We start from the raw sequence: 25,569 nt of genomic DNA on the forward strand, positions 1-25,569 counted from the left end.
ACATAGTCTCTTCTTGACGTATGACAGGACAGGTAGCCCTCGGGCTACCTGTTTTTTTAGTTGGAAGGGTCCCCAAACATGTCCTTTTGATATCTTTTGCGGAAACTTCTCGGAGATTCACCTACCGTTTTGGTAAATAAAATTGTAAAGTAGTTTGGGTTCTCGTACCCGACCAACTTGGAGATTTCCCATACTTTTTTCTTGGTCGAAACCAACAATCGGGTCGCTTCTCCCATTCTTCGCTGAATGAGGTAATGATAGGGGGAGGTACCGTAGCAATTTTTATACATATGGATCAAGTAGTAGAAATCGATATGGAATTGGTCCGCCAAGTCCTTCAGCTTAATATTTTGACGATAGTTCGTATCCAAATAGTCTTTGATGCTTTCAGCGAGGGTATTATTCCGAACGATCTCACTAGCTGTGCGCTGATGGTGAGACATGCGATCGATAATGAGCAGAACGGCATTCAGCAGATGATGGGAAATAGAATCATATCCTTCTTCCCGGATTGAAAATTCATTGAACATGGTCTGCATTAACGAACGGATCTCTTCCGAATAACGATTGGCACGAACAACTGGCTCGCTACCGGGAGGAATAATCCAATCGTTGTTGGCACGGGTACCCTCTTTGAAACGAAATCCGCAATAAAAGGTGGATAAGGGGAATTCCGGGTCCGATTTTTCCTCGTGAAGTGTTCCTTTGTTATATACAAGAAGATCTCCCTTTCGGGCTGAGTGCTTTGTCCCATCAATCGTGAACGAACCCTGACCCTCATTAACGTAAATAATCTCATGCAAATCGTCATGTTTGTGGGTCGGAAAACTCCAATGCGGATTGTCTGCCAACTTCCCTACATAAATAATAATGCAATCTTGATCTTCATGTAGTCGGTGGGGCTCATGGCGTGTATTCATTAATGTCTTCCCTTCAAGATTCTGTGGTGAAATGACAACATACATAATGTTTTGGATGAAGATCACAACAACCTTGATTGTCGCCTAGCATGTCTAACAGTACAATTTCACTATTCAATAATATGTACTATATATCGAATTGAAGGGATGTGAAAGCAAAATTTGTTAAGAATGGAATCTATTTAAGAAAATGAAACGCTTGCAACATTAGAGAGAATTGTGAGGGCTTATTTTTGACTAGAAAAAGAGAAAATTTACTTATTTTAACACTTACCTTAGTTAGCTTTGTATTGGGAACAACCGAATACGTGATTGTAGGCGTATTGAAGGAAATCGAAACCTATATGAAAGTATCGCTGGCTGCCGCAGGTGCGCTAGTATCGGGCTTCGCCATTGCCTATGCGATCGGAACACCGTTTGCTGTTGCTTTCTTGGCCAAAATTCCTCGAAGAAACTCCATTTTAATTGGGTTTGCAGTCGTGCTTGCCTTAAACGTACTTACCATGTTCTCAACGACGTTCTATTCCTTGATGGTTATTCGGATCGCTTCAGCTGTTGCATGCGGACTTACGATATCGCTTTCGATCTCGATTGCAAGCGATGCAGTTAACCGGGAACGGAGAGGGGAAGCGATCGCCTGGATACTGGGTGGCTTTTCCATTGCCAATGTGCTTGGCGTCCCGCTCGGAACCTTCATCGGACAGCATCTGAACTGGTCCATGACGTTTGTTGTTACGGCATGCATCGGGGTCGTGCCATTCATATTCATGTTCCGGATTCTTCCGCGACAAACAACGACCATTGCCGGTTCATTCAGTGATCAGATGGCGCTATTTATGAAGCCGCGTATATTGCTGGCCTGCTTGATTCCGGTTCTTGGAAACAGTTGTATTTTTGTAATCTTTACGTATATCACTCCGTTACTGGGACAGTCCATGGGTATACCTACACGTTGGATTAGCGCTGTACTCCTCATATACGGTGCCTGCAGCATACTAAGCAATTGGATTGGTGCCAAAATAGCCAAAGGAGATTTCTTGCCCAAGCTCAAGTGGCTTTTCGTCATTCAAGCTGCAATCTTTTTGGGACTCAGCTTCACTGTGTCTCATCTATGGCTGGGCTTGGCGTTCCTGTTCCTGATCGGTTGCCTGTCATCATCCATGAGCGCAGCGTCCCAGCTCTATCTGTTCGACGTCTCCGGAGCGATCGCGCCGAATTCCAGACCGTTCGCGTCCACGCTGCTGCCCGTGGCGGCAAACGTGGGGATAGCCCTCGGTTCCGGAGTTGGCGGACTTGCTGTCAGTTTAGGGGGTGTGAAGTGGGTACCACCAGTAGCTGTGATCCTAGCTCTGATGGCTTTTGGGATCACAGCGATCTGCCAGCGATCCATTCAATTGAAACCGGAAGCAGCCACCGCTCATAAAGTAGACTACTCGATTCCAAGTACCAATTAGTAGACCCTGAAGTCTGCTTATTTGCTCCAGAAGCGTGACTTTTCATTGAGTAACCAAATGAAACGACATAATCATATATGTTCGAGCACGGAAAGCCGCTAATTTTAGCGGCTTTTTTGTGTTTTTTTGGATACACTTCTTGTCCAAAAATTACAGTAGAAATGAGCTGAACAGCACCCTTTTCCCATCGATCACTTTATTGTTCAAAAAACAGAAGTGAAAAGGAAGCATTCAAAAAACGGTTGACGAAGGGAGATATCCTGTATAGAATGAAGCCGTGATTTAGTAAATTAGTAATTTAGTAAATTACTAAATAAAAAAATTGATGGATAGGAGGGGGAAAATGAAAGAAGCCGTTGCTTTATGATGGAATGAATAGGGAACGGCTGCGCACGTTAGCAAAAATCTTAAAGGATATGGGGTATTAAAATGTTTGCCAATCCATATGTTCGAACAATTATCCTTTCCCGAGTTCTATTGCAGCTCGGAATCTGGATCCGGAATTATGCCGTTCTTCTTTATGTTTCAGAATTGACGCATAATAATCCCGTTGATATTTCACTGATTTCGGTAGCGGAATTCTCACCGATCTTTATATTTGGCCTGATTGGCGGTACCTTTGCCGATCGATGGCGGCCGAAAAAAACAATGGTATGGAGCGATTTATTCTCAGGTTTGTCCGTTGGTGTTGTATTGCTTGCGGTCATGAATGGTGGATGGATTGCACTTCTGATTGGATCTTTCGTTTCTGCCAGCTTGTCACAGTTTTCTCAGCCTTCGGCGATGAAACTGTACAAACGGCATGTACCAGCCGAACAATTGCAGGGTGTCATGGCCATGTCCCAAACGCTTGTTGCTGTTTTTATGGTTTTGGGGCCGGTCATCGGCACGTTTATTTTCATTAAGTTTGGCATTAACGTATCCCTCATCCTGACAGCGGCCATGTTTTTGGGCTCTTCGCTTGTATTATCATCGCTTCCCCGAGATGTAAAAGAGGAAAGATCAGGGGATAGTGGCGGCTTCGTTAAAGAGCTGACGGATGGCCTGCGTTATATCGGGGCGAATAAATCCTTGAGAACACTTGGATTAACCTTCTCGGCAGTTGGTTTGGCAACAGGACTAACTCAACCGCTTCAGCTCTTTCTTGTTATTGAAAATTTGAATCAGGACAAAGAGTTCTTACAATGGCTGGTGATGGCGAATGGGGCGGCCATGTTGGTCGGAGGTGCTGTGATCATGGCGATCGCTAAAAAAGTAAAGCCACAGTTATTGCTTTTAGTCGGCTTACTTGTTAGTGCGATCTGTACGGTTGGAATGGGCGCATCAACACAAATTTGGTTAACCATTATTCTGCTCGTCATCAGCGGTTTGTTCTTCCCGTGTATCCAAGGTGGGATTCAGACGCTTCTTGTGCGGAATACGGAAGGAGCATTTATTGGCCGGGTATCCGGAGCGATCATGCCGATTTTTATGGGAATGATGGTGATTGGTATGCTTACCTCCGGATATCTCAAGGATACGTTTTCCTTGCTTAGTGTATTTATAGCAAGTGGTGTTTTTGTGATTATTGGTGCGCTACTATTGCTCCCTATTGTCATTGAAAGGAGAAGTAAAGCCGAGGAAACTCCATCATCATGACGGAAAGGGAAACGAAACGATAAGGAGAGAGAGACATGGATATGAATAAGCGCAGGGAGCTACTGGAGGAATACAAGCAGATCAAGACATACATGGGTGTAGCCCAAATTAAAAACAAAGTAAACGGTAAAATCTATATCGACAGCTATCCCAACTTGAAAAACAAATGGTTTACTCTGCAGATGCAACTGGATCAAGGAAGATTTGCAAATGCCGAGTTACAAAAAGAGTGGAGAGAATTCGGAGAAGACGCATTCACTTATGAGGTACTGGAACAGAAGGACATCGATAAGGTGACGGATATACGTTGGGAACAAAAACAAATCCTGAAGCCGTGGCTTCAGAAGTTACAACCCTACGGAGACAAGGGCTATAATAGACCTCCACAGAATTAAATCATGTAACAGGAAACGAATTTGACTAACAGTGAAAATCAAGATAAGATGAAACCGTCGTTTAGTAAATTAGTAAAAAGGTAAACGGAATGAGGGAATGTAATTGAAAATACCTACAACGTTAAAACATAAACCTGTTATCGTATCTGATAATTATGAAAAGGTTGATGGCCGAATGGCCGGAAACACGGACGCAAAAGGTCTTTCCCTGGGATTGGCCCAGTGGAACGATAGAGGAAAGGTTGATATTTCAGCGAAAGTATGGAGATACACTGGAGAAAAGTGGTCCAGACAATCTGAGGAACTGCCTCTCCATCGCGTGCTGGATTTGTCCATTCTGATCTGTCGGTCTTTGGAACATTTTCGCGAGGCCTATAGATATGAGAATTTATATGACCCAGAGCAGCCTGTCATCGATCGTGTTGGCCTGCAAGGGGATGCAATGTCCGTGGAGATCTGTACGGACAATGAGAGAATAAATGAAGATATTAAGCTGTTCAGCCAAGCTCTGAGTGATGACGATGAAATGATTGGCGAGCGTTTGCGCACATTATCCAAAATATTAAAGGATATGGGTTATTAACAGGAAAACGTCATTGCTGAAGTGGATTGAGCAAAAAGAGCCTAAACGTCTATAGACGTTTAGGCTCTTTTTTTGTGAGTTAAATATAACGTAATTAGTTAGCAATGAAATTTCCCATTCTATTGCTTTGATGAATCTCTTCCGTTCCAGCATCGAGAGCAGTCCTGTAATATGCACGTTTATGTTCAATAACTTCCATGGTCTTTCGAAGTTCTTCCATTTGTGCTTCTACACTGGCCTTGCGTTCGGTGAACATGTCATATCGCTCCTGTAAGGTGGAGTCCCCCTCGGAACACCATGCAATAAAATCTTTGATATCCTTGATCGGCATCCCAGTAGCTTTCAGACATTGAATGATCTTTAAAAAATCGATGTCTGATTCTTTGAAGTTCCGTGCTCCGCCAGGGGTACGCTCTACAAAGGGCATGAGTCCTTCCTTGTCGTAGTAGCGCAATGTATATACGGTTAGATTCAATTCTTTAGCAACCTCGCTAATTGAATACGTCATTTATTTTCCCCTTTTCGTACTAATATAGACTTCGAGCTAACTCTAGGATTATCTTTTGGGATTCTACCACGAAGGCTGCAGGATGTCAAAATTTCAAAAGACATTTGACCTAGAGTTAACTAGAGGGATTAAGATAGTTTTGCAAGAGAAGAGGAAGAATGACAATCTTAGGAGGTTTTATGATGATAACTGCTAAAGCACGAGCTGTTGACGGTCCGCACCAATCATTCCGGGCGGCTGAGATTAAACGACGCGATCTGGATCTGCACGATGTCCTGATCGAGATTAAATATGCCGGCATTTGCCATTCTGACATCCATACTGCTCACGGCGAATGGGGCCCCGTAAACTATCCGCTCGTACCTGGACATGAGATCGCAGGAATTGTCACAGATGTGGGAGCCGAAGTTTCAAAGTACAAAGTTGGTGACCGAGTAGGGGTTGGATGCATGGTTGACTCCTGTGGCGAATGTGAGAACTGCCGCCAAGGAGAAGAGCAGTATTGTCTCAAAGGAAATGTTCCCACCTACGCGGGTGTTGATAAGTACGGCGAACCTACACAAGGTGGATACTCCACTCACATCGTCGTAACTGAGGAGTTCATCGTTCGTATTCCGGATAACATTGAGCTGGATGTCGCTGCACCTCTTCTATGTGCAGGTATTACAACCTACTCGCCGCTGAATCATTGGGGAGCTGGACCAGGTAAAAAAGTAGCGGTTGTAGGTCTGGGCGGTCTGGGTCATATGGCTGTCAAAATTGCACATGCCATGGGCGCAGAAGTAACTGTTCTGTCACAATCATTGAAGAAAAAAGAGGATGGTTTGCAATTCGGGGCAGATCATTACTATGCCACAAGTGAACCAGATACGTTCAAAAAACTCGCCGGGTCTTTTGATCTGATTATTAACACAGTAAGTGCAAATATCGACATCAATGCTTACTTCTCACTGCTCACTCTGGATGGCACGCTGGTTAATGTGGGTGCGCCTGGGGAGCCGTTGGCAGTAAACGTGATGTCCCTCATCGGTCACCGTCGTTCATTTGCAGGTTCAATGATCGGTGGCATCCGTGAGACTCAGGAAATGCTTGATTTCTGTGCAGAACATAGTATTGTTCCTATGATCGAAGTCATTTCAGCTGACCAAATTGACGAAGCATACAAACGTGTATTAGCTTCTGATGTGAAGTACAGATTCGTAATTGATACTAGCACAATTTAAATTGTTTTAAAGTAGTTGTAAAGACATTTACCATTTGATCTATACCTAGAAATCAGAAAATCCAATCGCTCATAACATTGCGATTGGATTTTCTTCTTTTATGATGAAGGAGACTGAGTGAAAGCATTAGAAAGAGGAGCTGTTGTATTAGTCTGAAACGACGAATCCATCAAAGTTCTCAGGACCTACACGGATCGTACCCAGCAAGTTGGAGCTTACGAATGCAGTGTATGTCAATTGAGGGGTAATTGGCGGATTGAAATCATCCGCAGAGAACGTAATAATTTGAGGAGCCAAAAGACTCAAATCAAATGTTGAAGTTGCTGAGTAAATTACAGGGTCAGTCGACAAGGTACCTCTTACAATGGTGATCGTTATTCCGACAAGAGCTAAAGGTAATTGTACAGAAACCGTTCCTTTAAATTGAACTCTAGGGTTAGCACCTGCACCTGAGGTCAGAAGACCAATTTGTCCAAACAATTGCGGCGTGTTGATTACTAGAATCGGAATAGCAATCGAGTTAGCCAAACTTGCGTTTTGCGATGTTCTCGCATCAAGAAACGTTGTCATTGAATCTACCTCCTAGTCAGTGGGATAGAATAGTATATTCAAAGGTTACTAGTATGCTTGGACTTCTGAAAATAATCAAAAAAAAGGCATCTTATTCAACTAACGGGCAGAATCATTCCAAGTGTGGTAATGTAATGAGCAACAAATATGACCAATTGAGGGGGATTGGAAATGAAAGATTCCGTTCTAAAGTTCTATGACGAGATTGCAGAGGAATATCATCTTATTTTTGCTGATTGGAATCAATCCATTGCACAGCAAGCGCAGATTCTCGACCAAGTCATCCAATCCAAGTTGACTCATTCTACTACAAGTACCCTTTCACTTTTGGATTGTTCATGTGGTATAGGTACACAAGCAATCGGACTAGCGAAATACGGGTATAACGTAAGTGCGACTGACGTAAGTCCTGATTCCGTAAAAAGAGCTGAGAAAGAAGCCGCATCCCGCGGAGTTAACATAAACTTTGGGGTTGCCGACTTTCGCTCGTTGGATACAGATGTAAGGGGAGCTTTTGATATCGTTCTATCCGCAGACAATGCTATTCCACATCTACTTACAGACGGAGATTTACATAAGGCCTTTCAAAATATATATACAAAGCTTAATCGGAATGGCTTGTTCATTGCTACCATAAGAGACTATGATGCATTGGTAAAAGAGAGACCATCAACCACGCAGCCGCGTGTTCTAGATAAGGGGAAGAGGATCGTTTTTCAGGTATGGGACTGGGCCGAAGATGGGAAAACGTATACGACAAACCAATTTATTGTGCAAGAAATGAATGGTGAATGGAAAACAAAACATAATAGCACACCGTACAGAGCATTGTTGCGAGAAGAGATGAACAACGTATTAAGGGCGAAAGGTTTTATGGATGTAGAATGGCATTTTCCTGCGGACACGGGTTATTACCAGCCTATGGTGACAGCTCGAAAATTGTAAGCTTATGCTATAAATAAAGGAACGAAGCAGCCTCGATAAGAAGCTTGCATTCGTTCCTTTTTTGAGTAAATTAATACCATTAACCTACTTGAACCGTTGGGCGAATAATCATTTCGTTAATCGCTACATCCGATGGTTGCTCAATTGCAAATGCGATTGCACTTGCGATGTTATCGGCATCAATAGCGGATTTGTAGAACTCATCTAAGCCTGCTTTGGACTCTGGATCACTTGTCGTTTCCAGTAACTCGCTGGTGACAGCGCCTGGAGAAATATTAGTAACTCTGATATTGGTGCCGCTCATGGCTTCTTCCTGACGCAACCCTTCGGAGATGGCTGTAACGGCATGCTTTGTTCCACAGTATACAGTTCCACCCGGATATATGTTATGTCCAGCAACAGAGGAAAGGTTCAAAATATGACCTGATTTCTGTTCTCTCATGGACGGAAGAACCGCTGCAATAGCATAGAGGACACCTTTAATGTTTACATCGATCATGTTGTCCCATTCATCAATTTTTTTCTTGAAAAGAAAGGCTTGAGGCATGATTCCTGCATTGTTGATTAGTACATCGATTTTACCAAATTCGCTTAGTGCATACTTAGCCAAGTCTTCCATTTGAGTTTGCGAAGTCACATCTGTTGGTTTGATAATAGCGTGACCGCCATTGTTCTGAATTTCTTTTTGTAATTGTACTAAACGCTCTTCCCGACGAGCTGCTAATACCAGTTTGGCCCCTTTTGAAGCAAGAACTTTCGCGGTAGCTTCTCCAATTCCACTGGATGCTCCCGTAAGAATTACAACTTTACCCTCAATATTAGACATATTCAGTTCATTCCTTTCATTTGGATCAGATTCTTTCCTTAGAGCGCGTTGTACCACTCATCATTCACAGGTTCTAACCATTCGGTTTGTCCAGGTGTCATAGCCAAATGCACAAACCAACTATTGGCTTTTGCCCCATGCCAGTGCTTAACGTTAGGAGGAATATTTACAACATCTCCGGTTTTAAGCAATCGTGCGGGATTACCTTCTTCCTGGTACCAGCCTTCACCACCTGTAACGAGTAGCACTTGCCCTACCACATGTGAGTGCCAATTATTGCGTGCTCCTGGCGCGAAAGTGACATTTCCAATGCTTGTATTAAGTGGAGTTTCATCTGTAAAGACCATCTCTAGATATGCGTCTCCAATAAAATTGGCTTCTACTTTCTTTCCCAGTGGGAAGATGGTGCTGTTACTCAAATGTTCGTTTGTCATAATGAATCCCTGCTTTCTATTTTATTTATAAATATCTTTTGCAATATTAAACGCAGACCATGCCTTCGGCCAGCCCACATAGAAGGAAAGGTGAGTAATCATTTCAGACACTTCATTACGAGTTACTCCATTTTCCTTTGCTTTGTGAAGGTGTGGGGTTAATTGTTCGAAATTCCCACCGGCAATAAGTGCAGAGACGGTAATCATACTGCGATCACGACTAGATAATTCTTCTACTCTTGACCATACCTCGCCAAACAGAATATCATCATTCAACTCTGCAAATTTCGGGGCAAACTCACCTAATATATCTCTTCCAGCAGTTTGTTTTTTTTCCATAGCTATGTGATCCTCCATTCGTAATTCGGTTGAGAGTTATTTAGAATTTCCTTCTACTCGATAAGTCATCCACAATCCGTTATGTTCCATTTGTTCGACTCTTATCAATTCAAAATGAACGGGGAAGGTTTCTTTGGAACTCGAACTATTCTCAAAGATGGTCAAAGCCGGAGAGCTTGCCTCTGCAAAAGGAACGAATACGAGACTTAACTCATCGATCAAACCTTCATTCAGGAAAGAACCATTTAATACACCCCCGCCTTCAAGCAATAATCGATCGATGGAGAACAATGCTTTCAGTTTTTTAACAACCGTCACAACGTTTAGCTCTTTCGTTCCACCAAAGATATAAGAGATGTCCAATTCCTGTAGATATGCGAGATAAGCATCGGGCACTTGTTCAGTCAGCACCTCAATAATGTGATCCTTTGTTCTGTTGCCATTCTCTTCGGATATATAGTTATGGGTCCAAGCCAATTTGCCGTGTGGATCTACGGCGATGGCATAAGTTCCAATGTCTTGCTGCGCGATATAATCCGTTCGAGGAATCGGGGACTGCTTCTCTTGATTGGGTGGAGGAATATATTCATGTGCAAAATGTTCTTGCATCGTGACTCGTCCGCACATCCAAGCATCAAATCCGTAGCGGTCATGGATACGTTCATACTCTTTAATGAAGTAGGTTGACCGATCATCTTCCAGAAAATCGCCGATAATTTTGCCATCTATTGAACTAAGCATATGACAAATCGTATAGGGTCTGTCCATCGTAGCATCTCCTTTCGACATGAATGGATTGCAGGGGGAAAAGTGAATATTATTCATTACTGTAGTATTACTTTGATGTGTAATTTAAATTTACATCAATATAATAATGAACATCTATCTATTATTATATAAGAGAGAATCGTAGAATCAATTGTTAGATTCATTAAATTTGTTCATTAATAAACATAGAGGTGTGGATTGTAAATAAACGTCAAGATAGTATGAACAAAAAAACGCTTTGGGAGTTGCCTGTATTTGCAACAAAAAAAAACAAAGCCGTTTTATGATTCATATAAGGAGAGATACATCACAATGACCGTGGAAATAAGAGCATGCAGTCGCGAGGATTTACAAAAACTACAAGAAATAAGTATAGAAACATTCAACGATACATTCAAAGATTAGAATTCCCCTGACAATATGAGAGCCTATCTGGAAAGAGCATTTAACGCTAAACAGTTGGAAGATGAACTGTCTAATAGCTGCTCAGATATCTTTTTCGTCTACTACAATGATGAACTTGCCGGATATCTGAAAGTGAACAGAGATGGCGCCCAATCCGAACCAATAAGTGATGCTTCATTAGAAATTGAGAGAATTTATATCGGGAAAAATTCCAAAAGCATGGACTGGGTAAATATCTGCTAAATAAAGCGATGGAGACCGCATTGGAGCACAAAAAGAAGGAAGTCTGGCTTGGAGTATGGGGAAAGAATGACAATGCCATTGCTTTTTACAAGAAGATGGGGTTTGTTCGGACTGGCTTTCACTCTTTTTACATGGGGGACGAGGAACAAATCGATTTTATCATGGTCAAGACACTCTAGTAATAATACCGATCCTAAAAAATGTACAGATTGTTTAAACGTTGCTATCTATTAGATATGGTCAATGCATGTGAATGGTCGTATATTAATACTATGTGGGTCACGTGCATGAACACAGATCCACACTGTGTTAAAATAAACAATTCTACATAGAAGGACTGGAAAATATGGACTTTAAACCGCTTGCTTCATTTATTGATCGCATCACATCATGGAGAATTCCATGGGCAGAGGTCCTTGTGATGCATCAAAATGATACCGTTTTCCGTTACCGGAATGGTTATGCCAATCTGGAGGAGCAAACGCCCATCAGAGATGGGGCGATCTTCAATCTCTACTCCATGACGAAAATTATGACCTGTGTGGCAGCGCTTCAACTTGTAGAGAGAGGGAAAATGCTGCTAAGCGACCCGGTATCTGACTATCTGCCGGAATATGCCGAGATGACGGTGAAGAAAACATTATCGAGCGGCGAGGTCAGATTGGAAAAAGCGACAAAGGCGATTACAGTACGCGACTTGTTTACGATGACTGCCGGGTTTTCCTATGATGTTGGCTCGCCAAGCATTCAGGAAGCTGTGCAGAGCACCAACGGAACATTACCGACAAGAGAATTTGCGAAAGCGCTCGCTAAGGAACCACTTCTGTTTGAGCCAGGTACGCATTGGAACTATAGCATGTGTCACGATGTGCTCGGAGCTTTGGTGGAGGTTGTGAGTGGTAGACGTTTTGGTAAATATCTGCAAGAAGAAATTATCGGACCGCTAGGTATGAACGATACGGCATTCGACCTGAACGAGGAACAGCAGACCCGCCTGATTCCGCAGTATGCTTACAATGATGAGCTTGAAAAAGCCGTCCGAATGGACGGAAACGGATTTCGGGTAGGCACGGATTTGGAGAGCGGCGGTGCCGGACTATTGTCCACCGTTAGCGACTATGCACTGTTCCTTAGCGCGCTGACGGGAAAAGGAACAAGTCCGAAAGGCGTGCGCATTCTGTCACAGGCTTCAATTGAGCTTATGCGCACAGACCATCTGAACGATCTGACCCGTGATGATTACTCCTGGGATCATATGGGAGGGTATAGTTATGGACTGGGTGTACGCACGCATATCTCCAAAGCGGGCAGCGGTTCGTTAAGTCCACTAGGTGAATTTGGATGGAGTGGTGCTGCGGGCTGTATGGCCATCATTGATCCAGACTCTGAACTTACGGTCATGTATGCGCAGCATCTGCTGAACAATCAGGAGCCTTATGTTCATCGGCGCTTGCGTAATGTTGTTTATTCCTGTTTGTAATGCGGGAGTGGAATCTGACGAGACATTTGCTTAATTCAACGATTTGATGTTGAGTATTCGTACAATTGGAAACAAACAGGGACGCGAGCAATGTCGCGCCCCTGTTATTATTTTTTCCTTTTCTTTTTGAACTAAGGTTCCAGGGTATTTGAGAACTTTCGAGAGGTTACGCGATTAACCATATAAATACCGATGGATACAAAGAGCAATGCAATTAGGTTTTTGAATTCCAAAATCGTTTCTCCCAAAAATAACGCCGATAGCAATGCACCAAAGACAGGGATAAGGAAGTTATACACAGATACTTTCCCCACTTTGTTGTATTTCAGAAGTAGATTCCATAAGCAGAATGCGGCTGATGAAAGTAAAACTAAATAAATCAAGATACCCGTTGATTCAAGTGTAAAATGTGTAACCCGGCCGCCAAGCAGGAGTCCCAGTATGGTGAGTGCCAGTCCGCCGACAAACAAGCTAACTCCAGTAATAACAAGGACGTCGATGGAGCCTGTCAAGTGCTTTGCATAGATGGCCGTAATGGAAAAAATAAGAGCCGCCATAATAACGAAACCTTCACCTGTGAGAGAGAAGGAGAATTCCAGCAGATTGGAGTGGAAATTCACAATAATTACGCCAATAAATCCTAGCAAACAGCCGACTATTTTATTTTTGCTCAGTTTATCATTTTTATATAAAAAATGAGCTAGAACAACACTGAAAAAGGTCGTTGTCGCATTCATAATCGAACCTTTGACACCTGTCGTATTGGCTACACCCACATAAAAAAACATATACTGCAAACCCGTTTGGAACATGCCAAGCAAAATTAAGCTTGAAAATTGTCGTCCAGACAGTTCAAATTTCCGTTTACTAATGACACGAAACAGGAATAGGAGCAGTAATCCTGCTAAAATAAATCGATAACCTGCAAATACAAATTTGGATGGAATATCTTCTGCCAGGATGTCAAAAGCACTATATCCAAGCTTAATAAACGGGTAGGCACTCCCCCATAACAAGCAACATAAACTTGCAACTAAGGTTACAAATAAAGGATCACTAAACTTGTTCGGGTTCTCCAATGCTTTTATTTCATTCACTTTCAATCTTCTCCTCGCATGATATGTAAATGTGTACGGGCTGATCGCACCTCACTGACCATATCACAAACTGCGAGTAGCTGTAACAAAAAAATGAAATTCCGTTTCATAACAAGACTAAGAGGCTATAATTAACGCTGTGAAAAATGATTGAGGGGATGAGAGCATGTTTACATCTAAAGAGCTAATAGATAACATACTTGCTAACTTTGATAATATAGAGATTACAAACATTATTGAAGAAAAGCATAATAGAGAATATGAAGGAATGATTATCTATATTGGAGATTATAAATATCGAAGTCGCCTCGCCAAATTAACTCCAAAGAAAAAAGGGTTTTTTGTTGTATTTTGGGAAAAAGATGAAAACAATCAAAATCAACCGTACTCCTTTTTCGAAAGTCCAGACAAACTAATAATCTCAATTATAAATGGAAATATGAAGGGACAGTTCGTTTTTCCAAAATCTAAATTACTCGAAAAAGGAATTTTGAAAAACAATGACACTAAAGGGAAGATGGCTATTAGAGTTTACCCTTCTTGGGAAAAAGAATTAAATAAATCAGCTGTGCAAACACAAAAGTGGCAACAACAATACTTTATTGATTTATCGGATGAAATAGATGACCAAAAATTAATAGACTTATATTTTGGTTAGTTTGAATGCCTAAATAATAACTGCCGTTCCGCTTACAGCAACCATGAGCATACCTTGACGGACAACCTCGTAATTCAGATCCACACCGATTACGGCATTGGCTCCCATCTGTGCGGCTTGCTCGGTCATTTCTTCAAAGGCAGCGTCTCTTGCTTCCCTTAGCTTGTTCTCATAGGTACGAGAACGGCCGCCTACAAGATCTCTAAATGAAGCGAGAAAGTCTCTCCCGACATTGGCAGCGATGATGACTTCACCTGTTGCAACGCCGATATACTGCCTGACTGGGGAACCTTCAATTATTGGTGTTGTTGTAATTATCAAATGTTTTCCTCCTAAAATAAAGTAGATTTGTTGCGAATCAGAATCTCATTTCCTATGCTAACAGCGTTATTGAAACAGAGCCTAAACGAGTTGCTGAACAATCGTTTAAGTTTGCCCAAGCCGTTTAGGTTCTGTTAATGTGAGTATGCTACTATGAAATGGGTGAAAACGATGACTAATCAAACGGATATTAAAATCGCAATTGTCGACGACGAACCCTCGATAGTCACCATGCTGCAAATGGTGCTTCGCAGGGCAGGGTTTCATCAGCTGTACGATGCCTCCACCTGTGCGGAAGCTCTCGATCTGGTGAAGCGGGTTTCCCCGGATATCGTCCTGCTCGACATCACGCTCCCGGACGGGAGTGGTCTGGAGCTATGCTCCAAGCTTCGTGAATACGGAAATCCGCATATTTTATTTCTGACGGCTAAGGCATCCGATCTCGATGTGCTGAGGGGATTCGCCATGGGCGGGGACGATTATATTACCAAGCCCTTCAATCCTTTGGAGGTAGCTGCAAGAATTCAGGCGCGCATACGCCGTTTGGAGCCTGAAACTCCAACTGTGAGTCAGGTGAAGCGTCCTGAACCAGGGGTTTACCGATTCGGCCGCTTCACCGTGAATGAGGCGGAGGGTGAGTTAATCGTGGAGGGACAGTCTGTCCCTTGTCCTGCACAGGTTTTCCATCTACTGCTGCATTTCTGCAAGTTTCCTGGGGTCGTATTTTCCAAAACACAGCTCTACGATCAGGTGTGGGGGATCAACGGACAGGGAGATGACTCCACGGTAATGGTACATATTCGGCGCATACGAGAGAAGATCGAGAGCGATCCAGGAAATCCAAGATTGCTGCTCACTGTACGCGGGCTCGGCTACAAGCTGTCGAAGGAGTTTCAGGAGCAATGAAGATACAACAGCGCATGACATTCCACTTCACGTATCAATTGATCTTTTATGCCCTGATCATTTTGGCCATTACTCTCATTGCTTGCATTATATACTTTCAAAACACGACCAATAGTGAGTTGCGCCGGAACTTTCCAGTAGGTGCCTTACAACTGATTGCTCAAGAAGCTTCTTCAAAGGACGGGACCATTCAGATCTCCCCCAAGTGGGATAAGCTCATTGAGGAAAAAGGAATGTGGATGCAGGTTGTAAATGCCGAAGGGGACGTCATCTACGAAGTAAATACAAATTCGTATGATGGGCTGTCGCCATCGTACTCTATCGCCCAACTGCTCGATATTCAGGAGACACGGACACTTGGGACATATGCTGTTCAAACTCATCTGAACTTTGCCTTTAATGTGCCGGTTCTGTATGTCCTTGGCTACCAAAGTTCTGATCTTGATCAGCTCATGGCCTGGTTCCACGAATATGGGCAACAAGGGAGGGTGTCTAGCGAAAAGCTTCCCTTTCTGGATCAGCGACTGCGTGAAACCGGCAGTTATCTCCAGGTAATCAATTCCTCTGGTCATGCAGAACAAGCCATCGGTGATGAAACTTATTTCCAGAAGGGCTACCGTCCACTGGACATTCTGGCAATCCAGCAATCGCCCAGCAACTATGATACGAATATTGTCGCCCATCGGGACCAGCGTAGTGGAATGACCTGGATTTTTTATACGCGCAATCCAGCGGGTGGTCCTTTGAAACATCCGGCGATGGATACGGCAACACGCGGACTTATGTGGTTTGCAGGTCTAGCTCTTCTCTTGGCAGTACCCTTATCGGTCTGGCATGGCTACCGTTACGGTCAGCCACTAATTTTGTTCGCAGGCTGGTTCGAACGTATGGGGCGTGGGCAGTATGATCAGGTACTTACCGCCAAGGACAAACGCAAGATATTCCGCTCCAATGGCACGATGCGAAACCGTTACAGGCTCTATAAGGAAGTCATTGAATCCTTCTATCAAATGGCTGATCAATTGGCCCAAACCGAGAAGGAGCGCGAGCGGCTGGAGAAAGATCAAAGAGAGTGGATGTCAGGAATTTCACATGATCTGCGAACCCCTCTGTCCACCATTCAAGGTTATGGATATATGCTTGAGAGTTTACCGGAACAATGGAGCCAAGAAGAGATGCGTACCATGGGGGCGACGATCCGGGAAAAGGGGGATTACATGCTTGAGTTGATCTCTGACTTTTCCATGATCCATCAGCTCAAGCAAGGTGATTCGATTATGGAGCTTCGGAAAATCGATTTGGTTGAGCTGGTGCGCTGCTCCGTGCTGAAGTATGTCAATGACGCTACGCTATCTGAATACCAGTTTCACTACGTTGGAGAGGAGCGTCCCTTGTGGGTACAGGCTGATGAAACCTGGTTGCTGCGGTTAATGGATAACTTGCTGTCCAACGCCGTGAAGCATAACCCGCCAGGCGTGAACGTGACCGTTTCCATCGGCAGAATGAACAATAAGGCATGTATCCGCATATTCGATAATGGGAAAGGGATGGACGAGGAAACGCTGCAGCATTTGTTCAATCGCTATTATCGGGGAACAAATACAGAGGAATCGACGGCTGGCTCTGGACTTGGGATGAGCATTGCCAAAACGATCGTGGAAGCACACGGTGGAGAAATTCATGTACAATCCAAAGTGCGGCAAGGTACGAAAATTGAGATCTTGTTACCCTGTTGAGATGTTTACTGTCTTAAAAATGCCATTACTGAAAAAAGCAGCCAAACCTCATATGAGGGCAGGTTGCTTTTTTTGGTGTCTTCTACATCTGCGATACATAACCATGCTGCACGAAAGTAATCTGGTTGAGGAGAGCCATGTTTTGATAGGCTACTAATAATATTTGAATCAAAAAAGAACCTGGGCAATTATCCCAGGTTCTTCGATATTGTATATAAATAAACACAATGTTATAATCAGATTACATTTCTTTTGATATCGCAGACATAAATATCTTATCTTATATTTAAATCTTATCATGGCGGTAAACTCTTTGTCAAATGTTTTTTTCTCAATTTATTGGTTAGGGGAGATACGGAATGAATTCTTTGGTTATCGGATTTCAGGAAACGGAAAAATTGCAACTTGCGCTCGTTGGTGGAAAAGGATTAAATCTAGCGAAGTTATCAAAGGTTGAAGGAGTAGAGGTCCCCGATGGATTTTGTGTTACAACTGTTGGATATCAAAAGGCCATCGAACAAAATGAAGCATATCATGCGTTACTGAATCAACTAACCTTGTTGAAAATAGGAGAACGAGAGCAAATTGGTAATATCAGCAGGAAGATCAGGGAACTTATTATGGGCGTAGACATTCCTGCCGATGTTGAAAAAGAAGTTGCTCTTTATCTCTCCACATTTGGAGAGGGTCATGCGTATGCAGTACGTTCTAGTGCGACCGCTGAAGATTTACCACATGCCTCTTTTGCGGGTCAACAAGACACCTATTTAAATATCATTGGGAAAGAATCAATTATGCACCATATCAGCAAATGTTGGGCTTCCCTGTTTACGGATCGCGCAGTAATCTACCGTATGCAAAATGGATTTGATCATGGTCAGGTTTATTTGTCCGTTGTCATTCAAAAGATGATATTCCCAGCGGCCTCAGGGATTTTATTTACGGCTGATCCGATCACATCCAACCGGAAACTGCTATCCATAGATGCCAGCTTTGGACTTGGTGAGGCGTTGGTGTCCGGCTTGGTATCTGCCGATTGTTATAAAGTACGAGAAGGTGAAATTGTCGACAAGAGGATAGCCGTCAAAACGTTGGCTATGTATGGAAGGAAAGAGGGTGGAACGTCTACACATCAGATCGATCCCGTGCTGCAAAAGACGCAAACACTTACCGATCAACAGATTTTAGAACTGGCACGCATAGGAAGACAGATTGAAGCTCATTTTGGTTTCCCGCAAGATATTGAATGGTGTTTGGCGGATGATACGTTTTATATAGTCCAAAGTCGGCCAATCACTACGTTATACCCGATTCCTGAAGCGAGCGACCAGGAAAATCATGTGTACCTTTCTGTGGGTCATCAACAAATGATGACTGATCCCATGAAACCATTGGGCTTATCTTTCTTCCTATTAACGACTCCGGCACCCATGCGTATAGCTGGTGGAAGATTGTTTGTTGATATTACGCCTAGGCTGGCTTCGCCTGTCATGAGAGAAAACTTCATAAATACCATGGGACAATCCGATCCGCTCCTTAAGGACGGACTTACAACTGTAATCGAGCGCGAGAATTTCATAAAATCGTTACCTATTGATCAGCCAGCACCAATTCCACGAAATAACCATAAACAGAGCGTGTCCGAGGGGTTTCAAGCACATATTGAAAATGAATCGACTATCGTCTCTGATTTGATTACGAGCAATCAAGCCTCAGTAGAAGCGTTAAAACGTAACATCCAAAACAAGTCTGGATTGGATTTGTTTAATTTTATCCTTGAAGATCTCCAAGAATTGAAGAGATTTCTATCTGACCCACGAAGTTCAAATGTATTTATGACTGCCATGAATGCTTCTGCATGGATTAATGAAAACATGGAAAAGTGGTTGGGTGAGAAAAATGCCGCAGATACACTGTCTCAATCTGTTCCTAACAATATCACTTCGGAAATGGGTCTGGCATTACTGGATGTTGCAGATGTGATTCGTCCATTTCCGGAAGTCATTGCTTATTTACAACATGTGAAAGTGGATGACTTTATGGATGAACTGGTTAACGTTGAGGGTGGGCAGGAAACAAGGGACGCCATCCAGGGTTATCTGGACAAATACGGAATGCGATGTGCCGGAGAAATTGATCTGACCAGAACCCGTTGGATTGAAAAACCCATTACCCTTGTGCCGCTGATTCTAGGTAACATCAAAAACTTTGAGCCTAATGAAAGCAAACGGAAATTCGAGCAGGGACGACAGGAAGCGTTGAAGAAAGAACAGGAGATACTAGATCGATTGAAGCTGTTGCCTGGTGGTGAACAAAAAGCCAAGGAAACGAAACGAATGATCGACCTGGTTCGCAACTTCATCGGTTATCGGGAATATCCCAAATACGGCATGATCAATCGTTACTTTGTATATAAACAGGCTTTATTGAAAGAAGCTGAGCGACTTGCACAAGCGGGTGTTATTGCTGGAAAAGAAGATATATACTATCTCACTTATGAAGAACTTCGTGAAGTTGTTCGCACCAATGAACAGGATGAGAAGATCATTACTCAACGGAAAGACGATTACAAAATCTATGAAAAGCTAACTCCCCCTCGTGTGCTCACGTCTGATGGTGAAATCATTACAGGTCAGTATAAACGTGAAAATATGCCAGCCGAAGCCATTGTGGGTCTGCCTGTTTCTTCGGGAGTTATCGAGGGCCGTGCACGTGTCATCTTTAATATTGAAGATGCGGATCTGGAAGATGGAGACATACTAGTGACTCCCTATACGGATCCGAGTTGGACACCATTATTTGTATCTATTAAAGGCCTAGTGACGGAAGTGGGTGGACTGATGACCCATGGAGCTGTGATTGCGCGTGAATATGGCTTGCCGGCCATTGTCGGAGTGGAGAAGGCAACCCATCGAATAAAAGATGGGCAACGAATTCGGGTACATGGAACCGAAGGATATATTGAAATATTGTAAAGGATACACGAATTGAGAATGTACAGCAATGATCGCGCATCAGACCTGATGTGCGATCGTTTTTTATTTTCAAAGTCAACAACGGAAACGAATTGTACAAAAATCAAAAATCAATTGCTAATCAGAGCACTTAATTCTGCCTGAAAGAGCTTTTCATTATTTTGGTTGAAGGTAGTGAGCAGCACGGTGACAATTCCACCACTACTCCTTCTTGGGGACAATTCAATCACTTCTGACACAACACTGATTTCATCATCTGGAAACACAGGTTTGATAAACTTTATGTTATTCATGCCCGTACCTGCGACAACATCTTCTCCATATATCCCGAGTTCCACCCAAAGTTTGAAAGATGTGCTCATCGTCTGCATACCCGAAGCAATGAGGCTGCCGAAGCGGCCTTCTTTTGCTTTTTTTTCATCTATATGCATATATTGAGGGTCGTAAATTTTTGCAAAATCAATAATATCCTTCTTTGACAATTGAATAGACTCTGTTCTATAGGTTTCGCCTATTACATACTCGTTAAATTTCAATGATGTACACCTCCATTTTCTACTCTAAAGGATAAGTCGAATTTAAGGCAAGCAATACTCACCTAGAACTTGAATCTTAGTATCCAATTAAAACCATGTAGGGGTTGCACCGAAACTATTGAATTCTTTAGTGCCCACAAAAAATATTAAGAATTTAAACATGGATCAACTGGGTGAACATTTGATTATACTCCATATATCATTTTGCTAAAACACAAGGTTTTAAGGCTTAAATGAAAACAGTTTCAAGCTTGAATTAGATAATTATACATATCGTATTTGGAATTTGTGTATTTTCATTTGTAGGAGCAATTGCTACACTGTGTATATCGATAATGAGAATCATTATTAGTGTACTGGACACAACAATTTTTTGGAGAATGGTGGGTAGGGGAGATTCACAACAGAACTTAAGGAGTGTAAATAATGCGAGCTTCTACAGCCACATCCGATGCTGGAATTAAAGCAGTCAAGAAAGACATTAGAGTGTTTCCTATCGTTCTCGCTTTTTTGATGAGTGGGTTCATCGGTCTGTTCGGTGAAACGGCGTTAAACGTAGCGCTTACCGATTTGATGCAGATCTTCAACATTGGATCGGCGACTATTCAATGGCTGACAACAGGCTATTTGCTGACCATGGGGGTACTCGTTCCGCTATCAGGCCTGTTAATGCAGCGTTTTACAACAAGACAACTGTTCATAACGTCACTTCTATTTTCATGTCTCGGTGCTCTGGTTGGAGCCGTTGCTTCAAGTTTCGGTGTATTAATGGTTTCGCGTATTATTCAGGCAGTAGGTACCGCGCTGTTACTACCACTTATGTTTAATACGATACTGCTCATTTTCCCGGTCGAAAAGCGCGGTGCAGCCATGGGACTGGTTGGACTCGTTATCATGTTCGCCCCTGCGGTCGGGCCGACTATTGCCGGTTTGCTCATTGAAGCGCTAAACTGGCATTATATCTTTTGGCTTTCATTTGTTTTTCTTATCATGGCTCTTATCATTGGAATTCTCACGATGCAAAATGTTTCTGAAACGACCAAGCCGCGTATTGATTTACTGTCCATGCTGTTGTCGACCCTAGGCTTTGGAGGTATTGTTTATGGTTTCAGTAGCGCTGGGGAAGGGGATGGGGGATGGACCAGTTCCACTGTAGTCATCTCCCTCGCAATCGGTCTTGTTGCGCTTATTCTTTTCACAATTCGACAGTTGAAAATACCCAATCCGCTGCTTGATCTGCGCGCCTTTAAGTACCCGATGTTTACAATTGGTGCGCTAATGGTTGCACTTTGCATGATGGTCATCTTGTCCTCGATGCTCGTACTGCCAATGTACCTGCAAGTAGGCCTTGCGTTCTCCACGCTTAGCGCAGGTCTGATCCTGTTGCCCGCGAGTGCATTGAACGGACTTTTGGCTCCGATTATGGGCAGGCTGTTCGATAAATATGGCCCCAAATGGATCGTTCTTCCTGGGATTGTCTTAATAGCTGTGGCACTCTGGTTGTTCTCTGGCGTTACACTTGCTTCCTCGGTGGCCTTTATTATCATGGTTCATGTTATTATGATGATCGGCGTTTCAATGATCATGATGCCTGCCCAAACGAATGGCCTCAACCAGCTTCCACCGCAGCTTTATCCGCACGGAACGGCAATCATCAACACAATGCAGCAGGTATTTGGTGCGATTGGTACAGCTGTTGCGGTAAGCGTGATGAGTAATGGACAAGCCAAATATATGAGTCAGGCAACGAATCCAAACGACTCTTCACTTATCCCGCTTTCCTTGACTGCCGGTGTACAGGATGCGTTCATATTCGGCATAATCATTGCCCTTGTTGGGTTTGTGCTTTCCCTTTTCATCAAAAGAGTAGTGGTCAATCGCTCGAACTAGCATTGGACAAAACAATGCTCCATTTAAAAGTCGTTGATTTAGCGGCTTTTTTTGTTTTCAGTTCTATCCAGAGTTGAAAAGGTTAGCTTATATTCAGTTCGATTTCTGAAAACCACGATGATCCTTTAAAAAGAGAATCCCCTAAAATCCGTTTAGTTATTCCAGGTCAGCAACAGCTTCTCACCAAGGTAATGGAGTACCTTAATACGTACGTCGGAGTCCCCCTCGAAAAAGGCGATAAACTGGTCAATATCCTGATATACAACAGATAAGAATTGTTTATTTGGTTTGAATATATGGATTGTTTCTGAAGCTGCTATGGCATGATGATGCAGCTGTAATCAGGTCTCTTTTCTGGTGTATGGAGTAAATTTCCAGTAACAAAAGGATTGTCAAACTTAATAAAATATGATATTTTCATATCTGTAACCGGTTACACACATAGGAGTGAACGTTCATGACAACAATAAAAGATGTAGCTAATTTGGCTGGCGTTTCAGTAGCCACCGTATCCAGGGTCATTAATGAAAGAGGTTATGTTCATGCGGACACTCGTAAGAAAGTGGAGGAATCGGTCAAGCAGCTTAACTTCTCTCCCAATGAGGTGGCCCGCTCTTTATACAAGCGTAAGTCCAAATTGATTGGCCTGCTACTACCGGATATTGCAAACCCTTACTTTCCGCAGCTTGCACGCGGCGTAGAGGACGGGATGCAGGAGCAGGATTTCAGACTGATTTTCGGAAATAGTGATGAGGATGAACAGAAGGAAAAGGATTATATCCAGACTTTTATCCAGAATAATGTAGTCGGCGTAATCTCTTCAACGAATTACCCTCATTCTTCAATATATGAGAACTTGAAAATTCCCGTGGTGTTTCTTGACAGAACACCTCTGGACAGTCCCTCCGTATTTGCGGATGGCAGAGAGGGTGGACGTCTGGCTGCACGGGAGATCATCAAGCGCGGAAGCCGCCGAATTACGGTTATGCAGGGACCTGCACATATCAAACCCGCGCAGGATCGTTTTGAAGGCGCAATCGAGAGCATACGTCATGCCGGCCTGGATTACCGTGTAATCCAAACGACATCCTTTTCCTTTAACGATGTTGGGTTATGGGCGGATGAGCTTTTCAACAAGTATGGCGATACCGACGGAGTCATTGCCAGTAATGACATCGCAGCTATGGCGGTACTGCACGAGGCATTGCGAATCGGTAAGAAAGTTCCGGAGGACATGCAAATTATCGGCTTTGACGATATCCCAATGAGCAGCCTGCTATCGCCTGCATTGTCGACCATTCGCCAACCGGCATACGAGATGGGAAGGGCAGCTGCCGATTTGCTAATCAAACTGGTGGAACAAGCTCCAATTAAAAACAAACACATACAGCTTCCGGTCAGTTTCATTGAACGGGGCACAACAAGAAAGGTGAATTCAAATGGCTAAAATATGCGTAATTGGCAGCAGCTCCATGGATTTAGTTGTTACTTCTGCAAGGCGGCCGGGGGCGGGTGAAACCGTCCTTGGCGACAGCTTCAAAACAGTTCCTGGCGGTAAAGGAGCAAATCAGGCAGTCGCTGCCGCAAGGCTGGGGGCCGACGTATCCATGATCGGCCGGGTGGGCGATGATGCTTTTGGTACAGCCATTTTAAATAATTTCAAAGCAAATGGTGTAAATACGCAGAATGTGAAACCGGTTACACATATGGAGAGCGGTACGGCTCATATCGTGCTGGCTGAAGGTGATAATAGTATCGTAGTCGTTGAAGCAGCAAATCGTGAAGTTACACCAGCCTATGTTGATGAAGCGGCAGAAGTGATCCAACGTGCCGATATTGTAATGATTCAGCAAGAAATTCCGGAGGAAACCGTTGTTCGTGTGAGCGAGATTTGCGCCCAAAGCGGAACTCCGCTGTTATTGAATCCAGCGCCAGCGAGAAAAGTACCGGATGAGGTCATCGACAATGCAGCTTATATCACGCCGAACGAGCATGAGGCCGAGATATTGTTTCAGGGCATGACTCCGGCAGAGGCTCTGCGCAAATATCCAAACAAGTTGTTTATTACGGAGGGCAGCAACGGAGTTCGGTATTTTGACGGCGAACAGGAAATCGTTGTTCCTACTTATAAGGTAGAACCAGTAGATACAACCGGAGCGGGTGATACATTCAACGCCGCATTTGCGGTTGCTTTGGCTGAAGGTAAACCGCTACAAGACAGCATTAGATTCGCCAACAGGGCTGCGTCACTTTCCGTAACCAAGTTTGGGGCACAAGGAGGCATGCCGACACGGGATGAAGTGGAGGAAAGCTTGAAATGAAGAAACAGGGAATACTGAATAGTCATATCTCCAAGGTGCTGTCTGATCTGGGTCATACCGACATGATTGTCATCGCGGATGCTGGCCTCCCGGTTCCAGAAGGGGTGCCCAAAATCGATTTGTCCCTGAAACTAGGGACACCGAGTTTTCAAGAAGTCGTGGAGCTTATTGCGGACGATATGGTCGTTGAGAAAGTGATTTTGGCAGCAGAGATCAAGGCAGGCAATCCGGTTACTTTGCAATTTATTACCGAGAAATTTGGCGATGAAGCCATTGACGTCTCCATCAGTCATGAACAATTCAAGGTGTTAACCCGGAATGCCAAAGTAGTCATTCGTACGGGCGAAGCAACGCCGTATGCCAATTGCATTTTACAATCGGGCGTCATTTTCGGTTAA

The 25,569-nt window shown here is 43.4% G+C and carries 25 protein-coding genes and 1 pseudogene; 16 read left to right on the forward strand and 10 right to left on the reverse strand.

Annotated elements, in window-relative coordinates; genetic code table 11:
- Positions 1–56: 56 nt before the first annotated feature.
- Positions 57–920, reverse strand: a complete 864-nt coding sequence (locus gpAD87_RS07715) for a helix-turn-helix domain-containing protein (protein WP_063562771.1) — start codon at positions 918–920, stop codon at positions 57–59.
- Positions 921–1,153: 233 nt separating this feature from the next.
- Between gpAD87_RS07715 and gpAD87_RS07720 the strand changes: the two genes are divergently transcribed.
- From gpAD87_RS07720 to gpAD87_RS07735, 4 genes are all read left to right on the forward strand, one after another.
- On the forward strand, positions 1,154–2,374 hold the full coding sequence (locus gpAD87_RS07720; RefSeq protein ID WP_064637261.1) for an MFS transporter: 1,221 nt from the start codon (positions 1,154–1,156) through the stop codon (positions 2,372–2,374).
- Positions 2,375–2,803: 429 nt separating this feature from the next.
- Positions 2,804–4,012, forward strand: coding sequence for an MFS transporter (locus tag gpAD87_RS07725; RefSeq protein WP_064637263.1), 1,209 nt, complete (start codon positions 2,804–2,806; stop codon positions 4,010–4,012).
- Positions 4,013–4,047: 35 nt separating this feature from the next.
- The gene (locus gpAD87_RS07730) at positions 4,048–4,407 is read left to right on the forward strand and encodes a GIY-YIG nuclease family protein (RefSeq protein WP_064637265.1); all 360 of its coding nucleotides are present in this window, start codon (positions 4,048–4,050) and stop codon (positions 4,405–4,407) included.
- A 103-nt stretch (positions 4,408–4,510) separates the two neighbouring features.
- Entirely contained in the window at positions 4,511–4,990 is a 480-nt protein-coding gene (locus gpAD87_RS07735; protein WP_063562767.1) for a DUF6530 family protein, read from the forward strand.
- A gap of 94 nt (positions 4,991–5,084) precedes the next feature.
- Here the strand turns inward: gpAD87_RS07735 and gpAD87_RS07740 are convergent, their stop codons facing one another.
- On the reverse strand, positions 5,085–5,498 hold the full coding sequence (locus gpAD87_RS07740) for a MerR family transcriptional regulator (RefSeq protein ID WP_064637266.1): 414 nt from the start codon (positions 5,496–5,498) through the stop codon (positions 5,085–5,087).
- A gap of 182 nt (positions 5,499–5,680) precedes the next feature.
- On the opposite strand from gpAD87_RS07740, the gene gpAD87_RS07745 reads away from it, so the two are divergent.
- Complete coding sequence (locus gpAD87_RS07745) at positions 5,681–6,721, forward strand: NAD(P)-dependent alcohol dehydrogenase (RefSeq protein WP_063562765.1); 1,041 nt, start codon at positions 5,681–5,683, stop codon at positions 6,719–6,721.
- Positions 6,722–6,868: 147 nt separating this feature from the next.
- On the opposite strand, the gene gpAD87_RS07750 is transcribed toward gpAD87_RS07745, so the two are convergent.
- A complete protein-coding gene (locus gpAD87_RS07750) occupies positions 6,869–7,291 on the reverse strand; it encodes a hypothetical protein (protein ID WP_064637268.1) in 423 nt (140 codons plus the stop codon).
- Between the two features lie 171 nt (positions 7,292–7,462).
- Here gpAD87_RS07750 and gpAD87_RS07755 point away from each other — a divergent pair, with 171 nt between their 5' ends.
- Entirely contained in the window at positions 7,463–8,236 is a 774-nt protein-coding gene (locus gpAD87_RS07755; RefSeq protein WP_064637270.1) for a class I SAM-dependent DNA methyltransferase, read from the forward strand.
- A 79-nt stretch (positions 8,237–8,315) separates the two neighbouring features.
- Here the strand turns inward: gpAD87_RS07755 and gpAD87_RS07760 are convergent, their stop codons facing one another.
- The 4 genes from gpAD87_RS07760 to gpAD87_RS07775 are packed head-to-tail and all read right to left on the reverse strand — an operon-like array spanning position 8,316 to position 10,603.
- Positions 8,316–9,062, reverse strand: a complete 747-nt coding sequence (locus gpAD87_RS07760; RefSeq protein ID WP_064637272.1) for an SDR family oxidoreductase — start codon at positions 9,060–9,062, stop codon at positions 8,316–8,318.
- Between the two features lie 38 nt (positions 9,063–9,100).
- Entirely contained in the window at positions 9,101–9,496 is a 396-nt protein-coding gene (locus gpAD87_RS07765; protein WP_064637274.1) for a cupin domain-containing protein, read from the reverse strand.
- 21 nt (positions 9,497–9,517) lie between these two features.
- Complete coding sequence (locus gpAD87_RS07770) at positions 9,518–9,835, reverse strand: carboxymuconolactone decarboxylase family protein (protein ID WP_064637276.1); 318 nt, start codon at positions 9,833–9,835, stop codon at positions 9,518–9,520.
- A gap of 36 nt (positions 9,836–9,871) precedes the next feature.
- Complete coding sequence (locus gpAD87_RS07775) at positions 9,872–10,603, reverse strand: dihydrofolate reductase family protein (RefSeq protein ID WP_064637277.1); 732 nt, start codon at positions 10,601–10,603, stop codon at positions 9,872–9,874.
- A gap of 312 nt (positions 10,604–10,915) precedes the next feature.
- Here gpAD87_RS07775 and gpAD87_RS07780 point away from each other — a divergent pair.
- Positions 10,916–11,430, forward strand: a pseudogene (locus gpAD87_RS07780) (GNAT family N-acetyltransferase).
- 167 nt (positions 11,431–11,597) lie between these two features.
- The gene (locus gpAD87_RS07785) at positions 11,598–12,731 is read left to right on the forward strand and encodes a serine hydrolase domain-containing protein (protein WP_064637279.1); all 1,134 of its coding nucleotides are present in this window, start codon (positions 11,598–11,600) and stop codon (positions 12,729–12,731) included.
- Between the two features lie 131 nt (positions 12,732–12,862).
- Here the strand turns inward: gpAD87_RS07785 and gpAD87_RS07790 are convergent, their stop codons facing one another.
- Positions 12,863–13,828, reverse strand: a complete 966-nt coding sequence (locus gpAD87_RS07790; protein WP_197521381.1) for a DMT family transporter — start codon at positions 13,826–13,828, stop codon at positions 12,863–12,865.
- A gap of 166 nt (positions 13,829–13,994) precedes the next feature.
- Between gpAD87_RS07790 and gpAD87_RS07795 the strand changes: the two genes are divergently transcribed.
- Positions 13,995–14,486 carry a MepB family protein gene (locus gpAD87_RS07795; RefSeq protein WP_064637281.1) on the forward strand — a complete coding sequence of 164 codons (492 nt, stop codon included), beginning with the start codon at positions 13,995–13,997 and terminating at the stop codon, positions 14,484–14,486.
- A 9-nt stretch (positions 14,487–14,495) separates the two neighbouring features.
- Here the strand turns inward: gpAD87_RS07795 and gpAD87_RS07800 are convergent, their stop codons facing one another.
- The gene (locus gpAD87_RS07800; RefSeq protein WP_064637283.1) at positions 14,496–14,807 is read right to left on the reverse strand and encodes a YbjQ family protein; all 312 of its coding nucleotides are present in this window, start codon (positions 14,805–14,807) and stop codon (positions 14,496–14,498) included.
- Between the two features lie 171 nt (positions 14,808–14,978).
- Between gpAD87_RS07800 and gpAD87_RS07805 the strand changes: the two genes are divergently transcribed.
- From gpAD87_RS07805 to ppsA, 3 genes are all read left to right on the forward strand, one after another.
- Positions 14,979–15,713: a response regulator transcription factor gene (locus gpAD87_RS07805; protein ID WP_064640793.1), complete on the forward strand. Its 735-nt coding sequence runs from the start codon at positions 14,979–14,981 to the stop codon at positions 15,711–15,713.
- Positions 15,710–17,449 carry a sensor histidine kinase gene (locus tag gpAD87_RS07810; protein ID WP_064637285.1) on the forward strand — a complete coding sequence of 580 codons (1,740 nt, stop codon included), beginning with the start codon at positions 15,710–15,712 and terminating at the stop codon, positions 17,447–17,449. Before gpAD87_RS07805 ends, gpAD87_RS07810 begins: the two co-directional genes overlap by 4 nt.
- 359 nt (positions 17,450–17,808) lie before the next feature.
- Positions 17,809–20,424, forward strand: coding sequence for a phosphoenolpyruvate synthase (gene ppsA, locus gpAD87_RS07815; RefSeq protein ID WP_064637287.1), 2,616 nt, complete (start codon positions 17,809–17,811; stop codon positions 20,422–20,424).
- 110 nt (positions 20,425–20,534) lie between these two features.
- On the opposite strand, the gene gpAD87_RS07820 is transcribed toward ppsA, so the two are convergent.
- A complete protein-coding gene (locus gpAD87_RS07820) occupies positions 20,535–20,960 on the reverse strand; it encodes a MaoC family dehydratase (RefSeq protein ID WP_064637289.1) in 426 nt (141 codons plus the stop codon).
- A 426-nt stretch (positions 20,961–21,386) separates the two neighbouring features.
- On the opposite strand from gpAD87_RS07820, the gene gpAD87_RS07825 reads away from it, so the two are divergent.
- The 4 genes from gpAD87_RS07825 (at position 21,387) to rbsD (ending at position 25,569) form a co-directional block, all read left to right on the forward strand.
- A complete protein-coding gene (locus gpAD87_RS07825) occupies positions 21,387–22,850 on the forward strand; it encodes a DHA2 family efflux MFS transporter permease subunit (protein ID WP_064637291.1) in 1,464 nt (487 codons plus the stop codon).
- Between the two features lie 457 nt (positions 22,851–23,307).
- Positions 23,308–24,297: a LacI family DNA-binding transcriptional regulator gene (locus gpAD87_RS07830; protein ID WP_064637292.1), complete on the forward strand. Its 990-nt coding sequence runs from the start codon at positions 23,308–23,310 to the stop codon at positions 24,295–24,297.
- Complete coding sequence (rbsK, locus tag gpAD87_RS07835) at positions 24,290–25,171, forward strand: ribokinase (RefSeq protein ID WP_064637294.1); 882 nt, start codon at positions 24,290–24,292, stop codon at positions 25,169–25,171. Before gpAD87_RS07830 ends, rbsK begins: the two co-directional genes overlap by 8 nt.
- Entirely contained in the window at positions 25,168–25,569 is a 402-nt protein-coding gene (gene rbsD, locus gpAD87_RS07840) for a D-ribose pyranase (RefSeq protein ID WP_064637296.1), read from the forward strand. Before rbsK ends, rbsD begins: the two co-directional genes overlap by 4 nt.

The sequence above is a fragment of the Paenibacillus sp. AD87 genome (genome assembly GCF_001659845.1).
GTDB classification, from domain to species: domain Bacteria; phylum Bacillota; class Bacilli; order Paenibacillales; family Paenibacillaceae; genus Paenibacillus; species Paenibacillus marchantiae.

Excerpts from the sequence above, each read along its gene's own strand:
- gpAD87_RS07730 (WP_064637265.1), top strand. The coding sequence starts at position 4,048 with ATGGATATGAATAAGCGCAGGGAGCTACTGGAGGAATACAAGCAGATC.
- gpAD87_RS07785 (WP_064637279.1), top strand. The coding sequence starts at position 11,598 with ATGGACTTTAAACCGCTTGCTTCATTTATTGATCGCATCACATCATGG.
- gpAD87_RS07745 (WP_063562765.1), top strand. The coding sequence starts at position 5,681 with ATGATAACTGCTAAAGCACGAGCTGTTGACGGTCCGCACCAATCATTC.
- gpAD87_RS07760 (WP_064637272.1), bottom strand. The coding sequence starts at position 9,062 with ATGTCTAATATTGAGGGTAAAGTTGTAATTCTTACGGGAGCATCCAGT.
- gpAD87_RS07770 (WP_064637276.1), bottom strand. The coding sequence starts at position 9,835 with ATGGAAAAAAAACAAACTGCTGGAAGAGATATATTAGGTGAGTTTGCC.
- ppsA (WP_064637287.1), top strand. The coding sequence starts at position 17,809 with ATGAATTCTTTGGTTATCGGATTTCAGGAAACGGAAAAATTGCAACTT.
- gpAD87_RS07810 (WP_064637285.1), top strand. The coding sequence starts at position 15,710 with ATGAAGATACAACAGCGCATGACATTCCACTTCACGTATCAATTGATC.
- rbsK (WP_064637294.1), top strand. The coding sequence starts at position 24,290 with ATGGCTAAAATATGCGTAATTGGCAGCAGCTCCATGGATTTAGTTGTT.
- gpAD87_RS07795 (WP_064637281.1), top strand. The coding sequence starts at position 13,995 with ATGTTTACATCTAAAGAGCTAATAGATAACATACTTGCTAACTTTGAT.
- rbsD (WP_064637296.1), top strand. The coding sequence starts at position 25,168 with ATGAAGAAACAGGGAATACTGAATAGTCATATCTCCAAGGTGCTGTCT.
- gpAD87_RS07715 (WP_063562771.1), bottom strand. The coding sequence starts at position 920 with ATGAATACACGCCATGAGCCCCACCGACTACATGAAGATCAAGATTGC.
- gpAD87_RS07740 (WP_064637266.1), bottom strand. The coding sequence starts at position 5,498 with ATGACGTATTCAATTAGCGAGGTTGCTAAAGAATTGAATCTAACCGTA.
- gpAD87_RS07765 (WP_064637274.1), bottom strand. The coding sequence starts at position 9,496 with ATGACAAACGAACATTTGAGTAACAGCACCATCTTCCCACTGGGAAAG.
- gpAD87_RS07755 (WP_064637270.1), top strand. The coding sequence starts at position 7,463 with ATGAAAGATTCCGTTCTAAAGTTCTATGACGAGATTGCAGAGGAATAT.
- gpAD87_RS07825 (WP_064637291.1), top strand. The coding sequence starts at position 21,387 with ATGCGAGCTTCTACAGCCACATCCGATGCTGGAATTAAAGCAGTCAAG.
- gpAD87_RS07775 (WP_064637277.1), bottom strand. The coding sequence starts at position 10,603 with ATGGACAGACCCTATACGATTTGTCATATGCTTAGTTCAATAGATGGC.
- gpAD87_RS07750 (WP_064637268.1), bottom strand. The coding sequence starts at position 7,291 with ATGACAACGTTTCTTGATGCGAGAACATCGCAAAACGCAAGTTTGGCT.
- gpAD87_RS07830 (WP_064637292.1), top strand. The coding sequence starts at position 23,308 with ATGACAACAATAAAAGATGTAGCTAATTTGGCTGGCGTTTCAGTAGCC.
- gpAD87_RS07725 (WP_064637263.1), top strand. The coding sequence starts at position 2,804 with ATGTTTGCCAATCCATATGTTCGAACAATTATCCTTTCCCGAGTTCTA.
- gpAD87_RS07805 (WP_064640793.1), top strand. The coding sequence starts at position 14,979 with ATGACTAATCAAACGGATATTAAAATCGCAATTGTCGACGACGAACCC.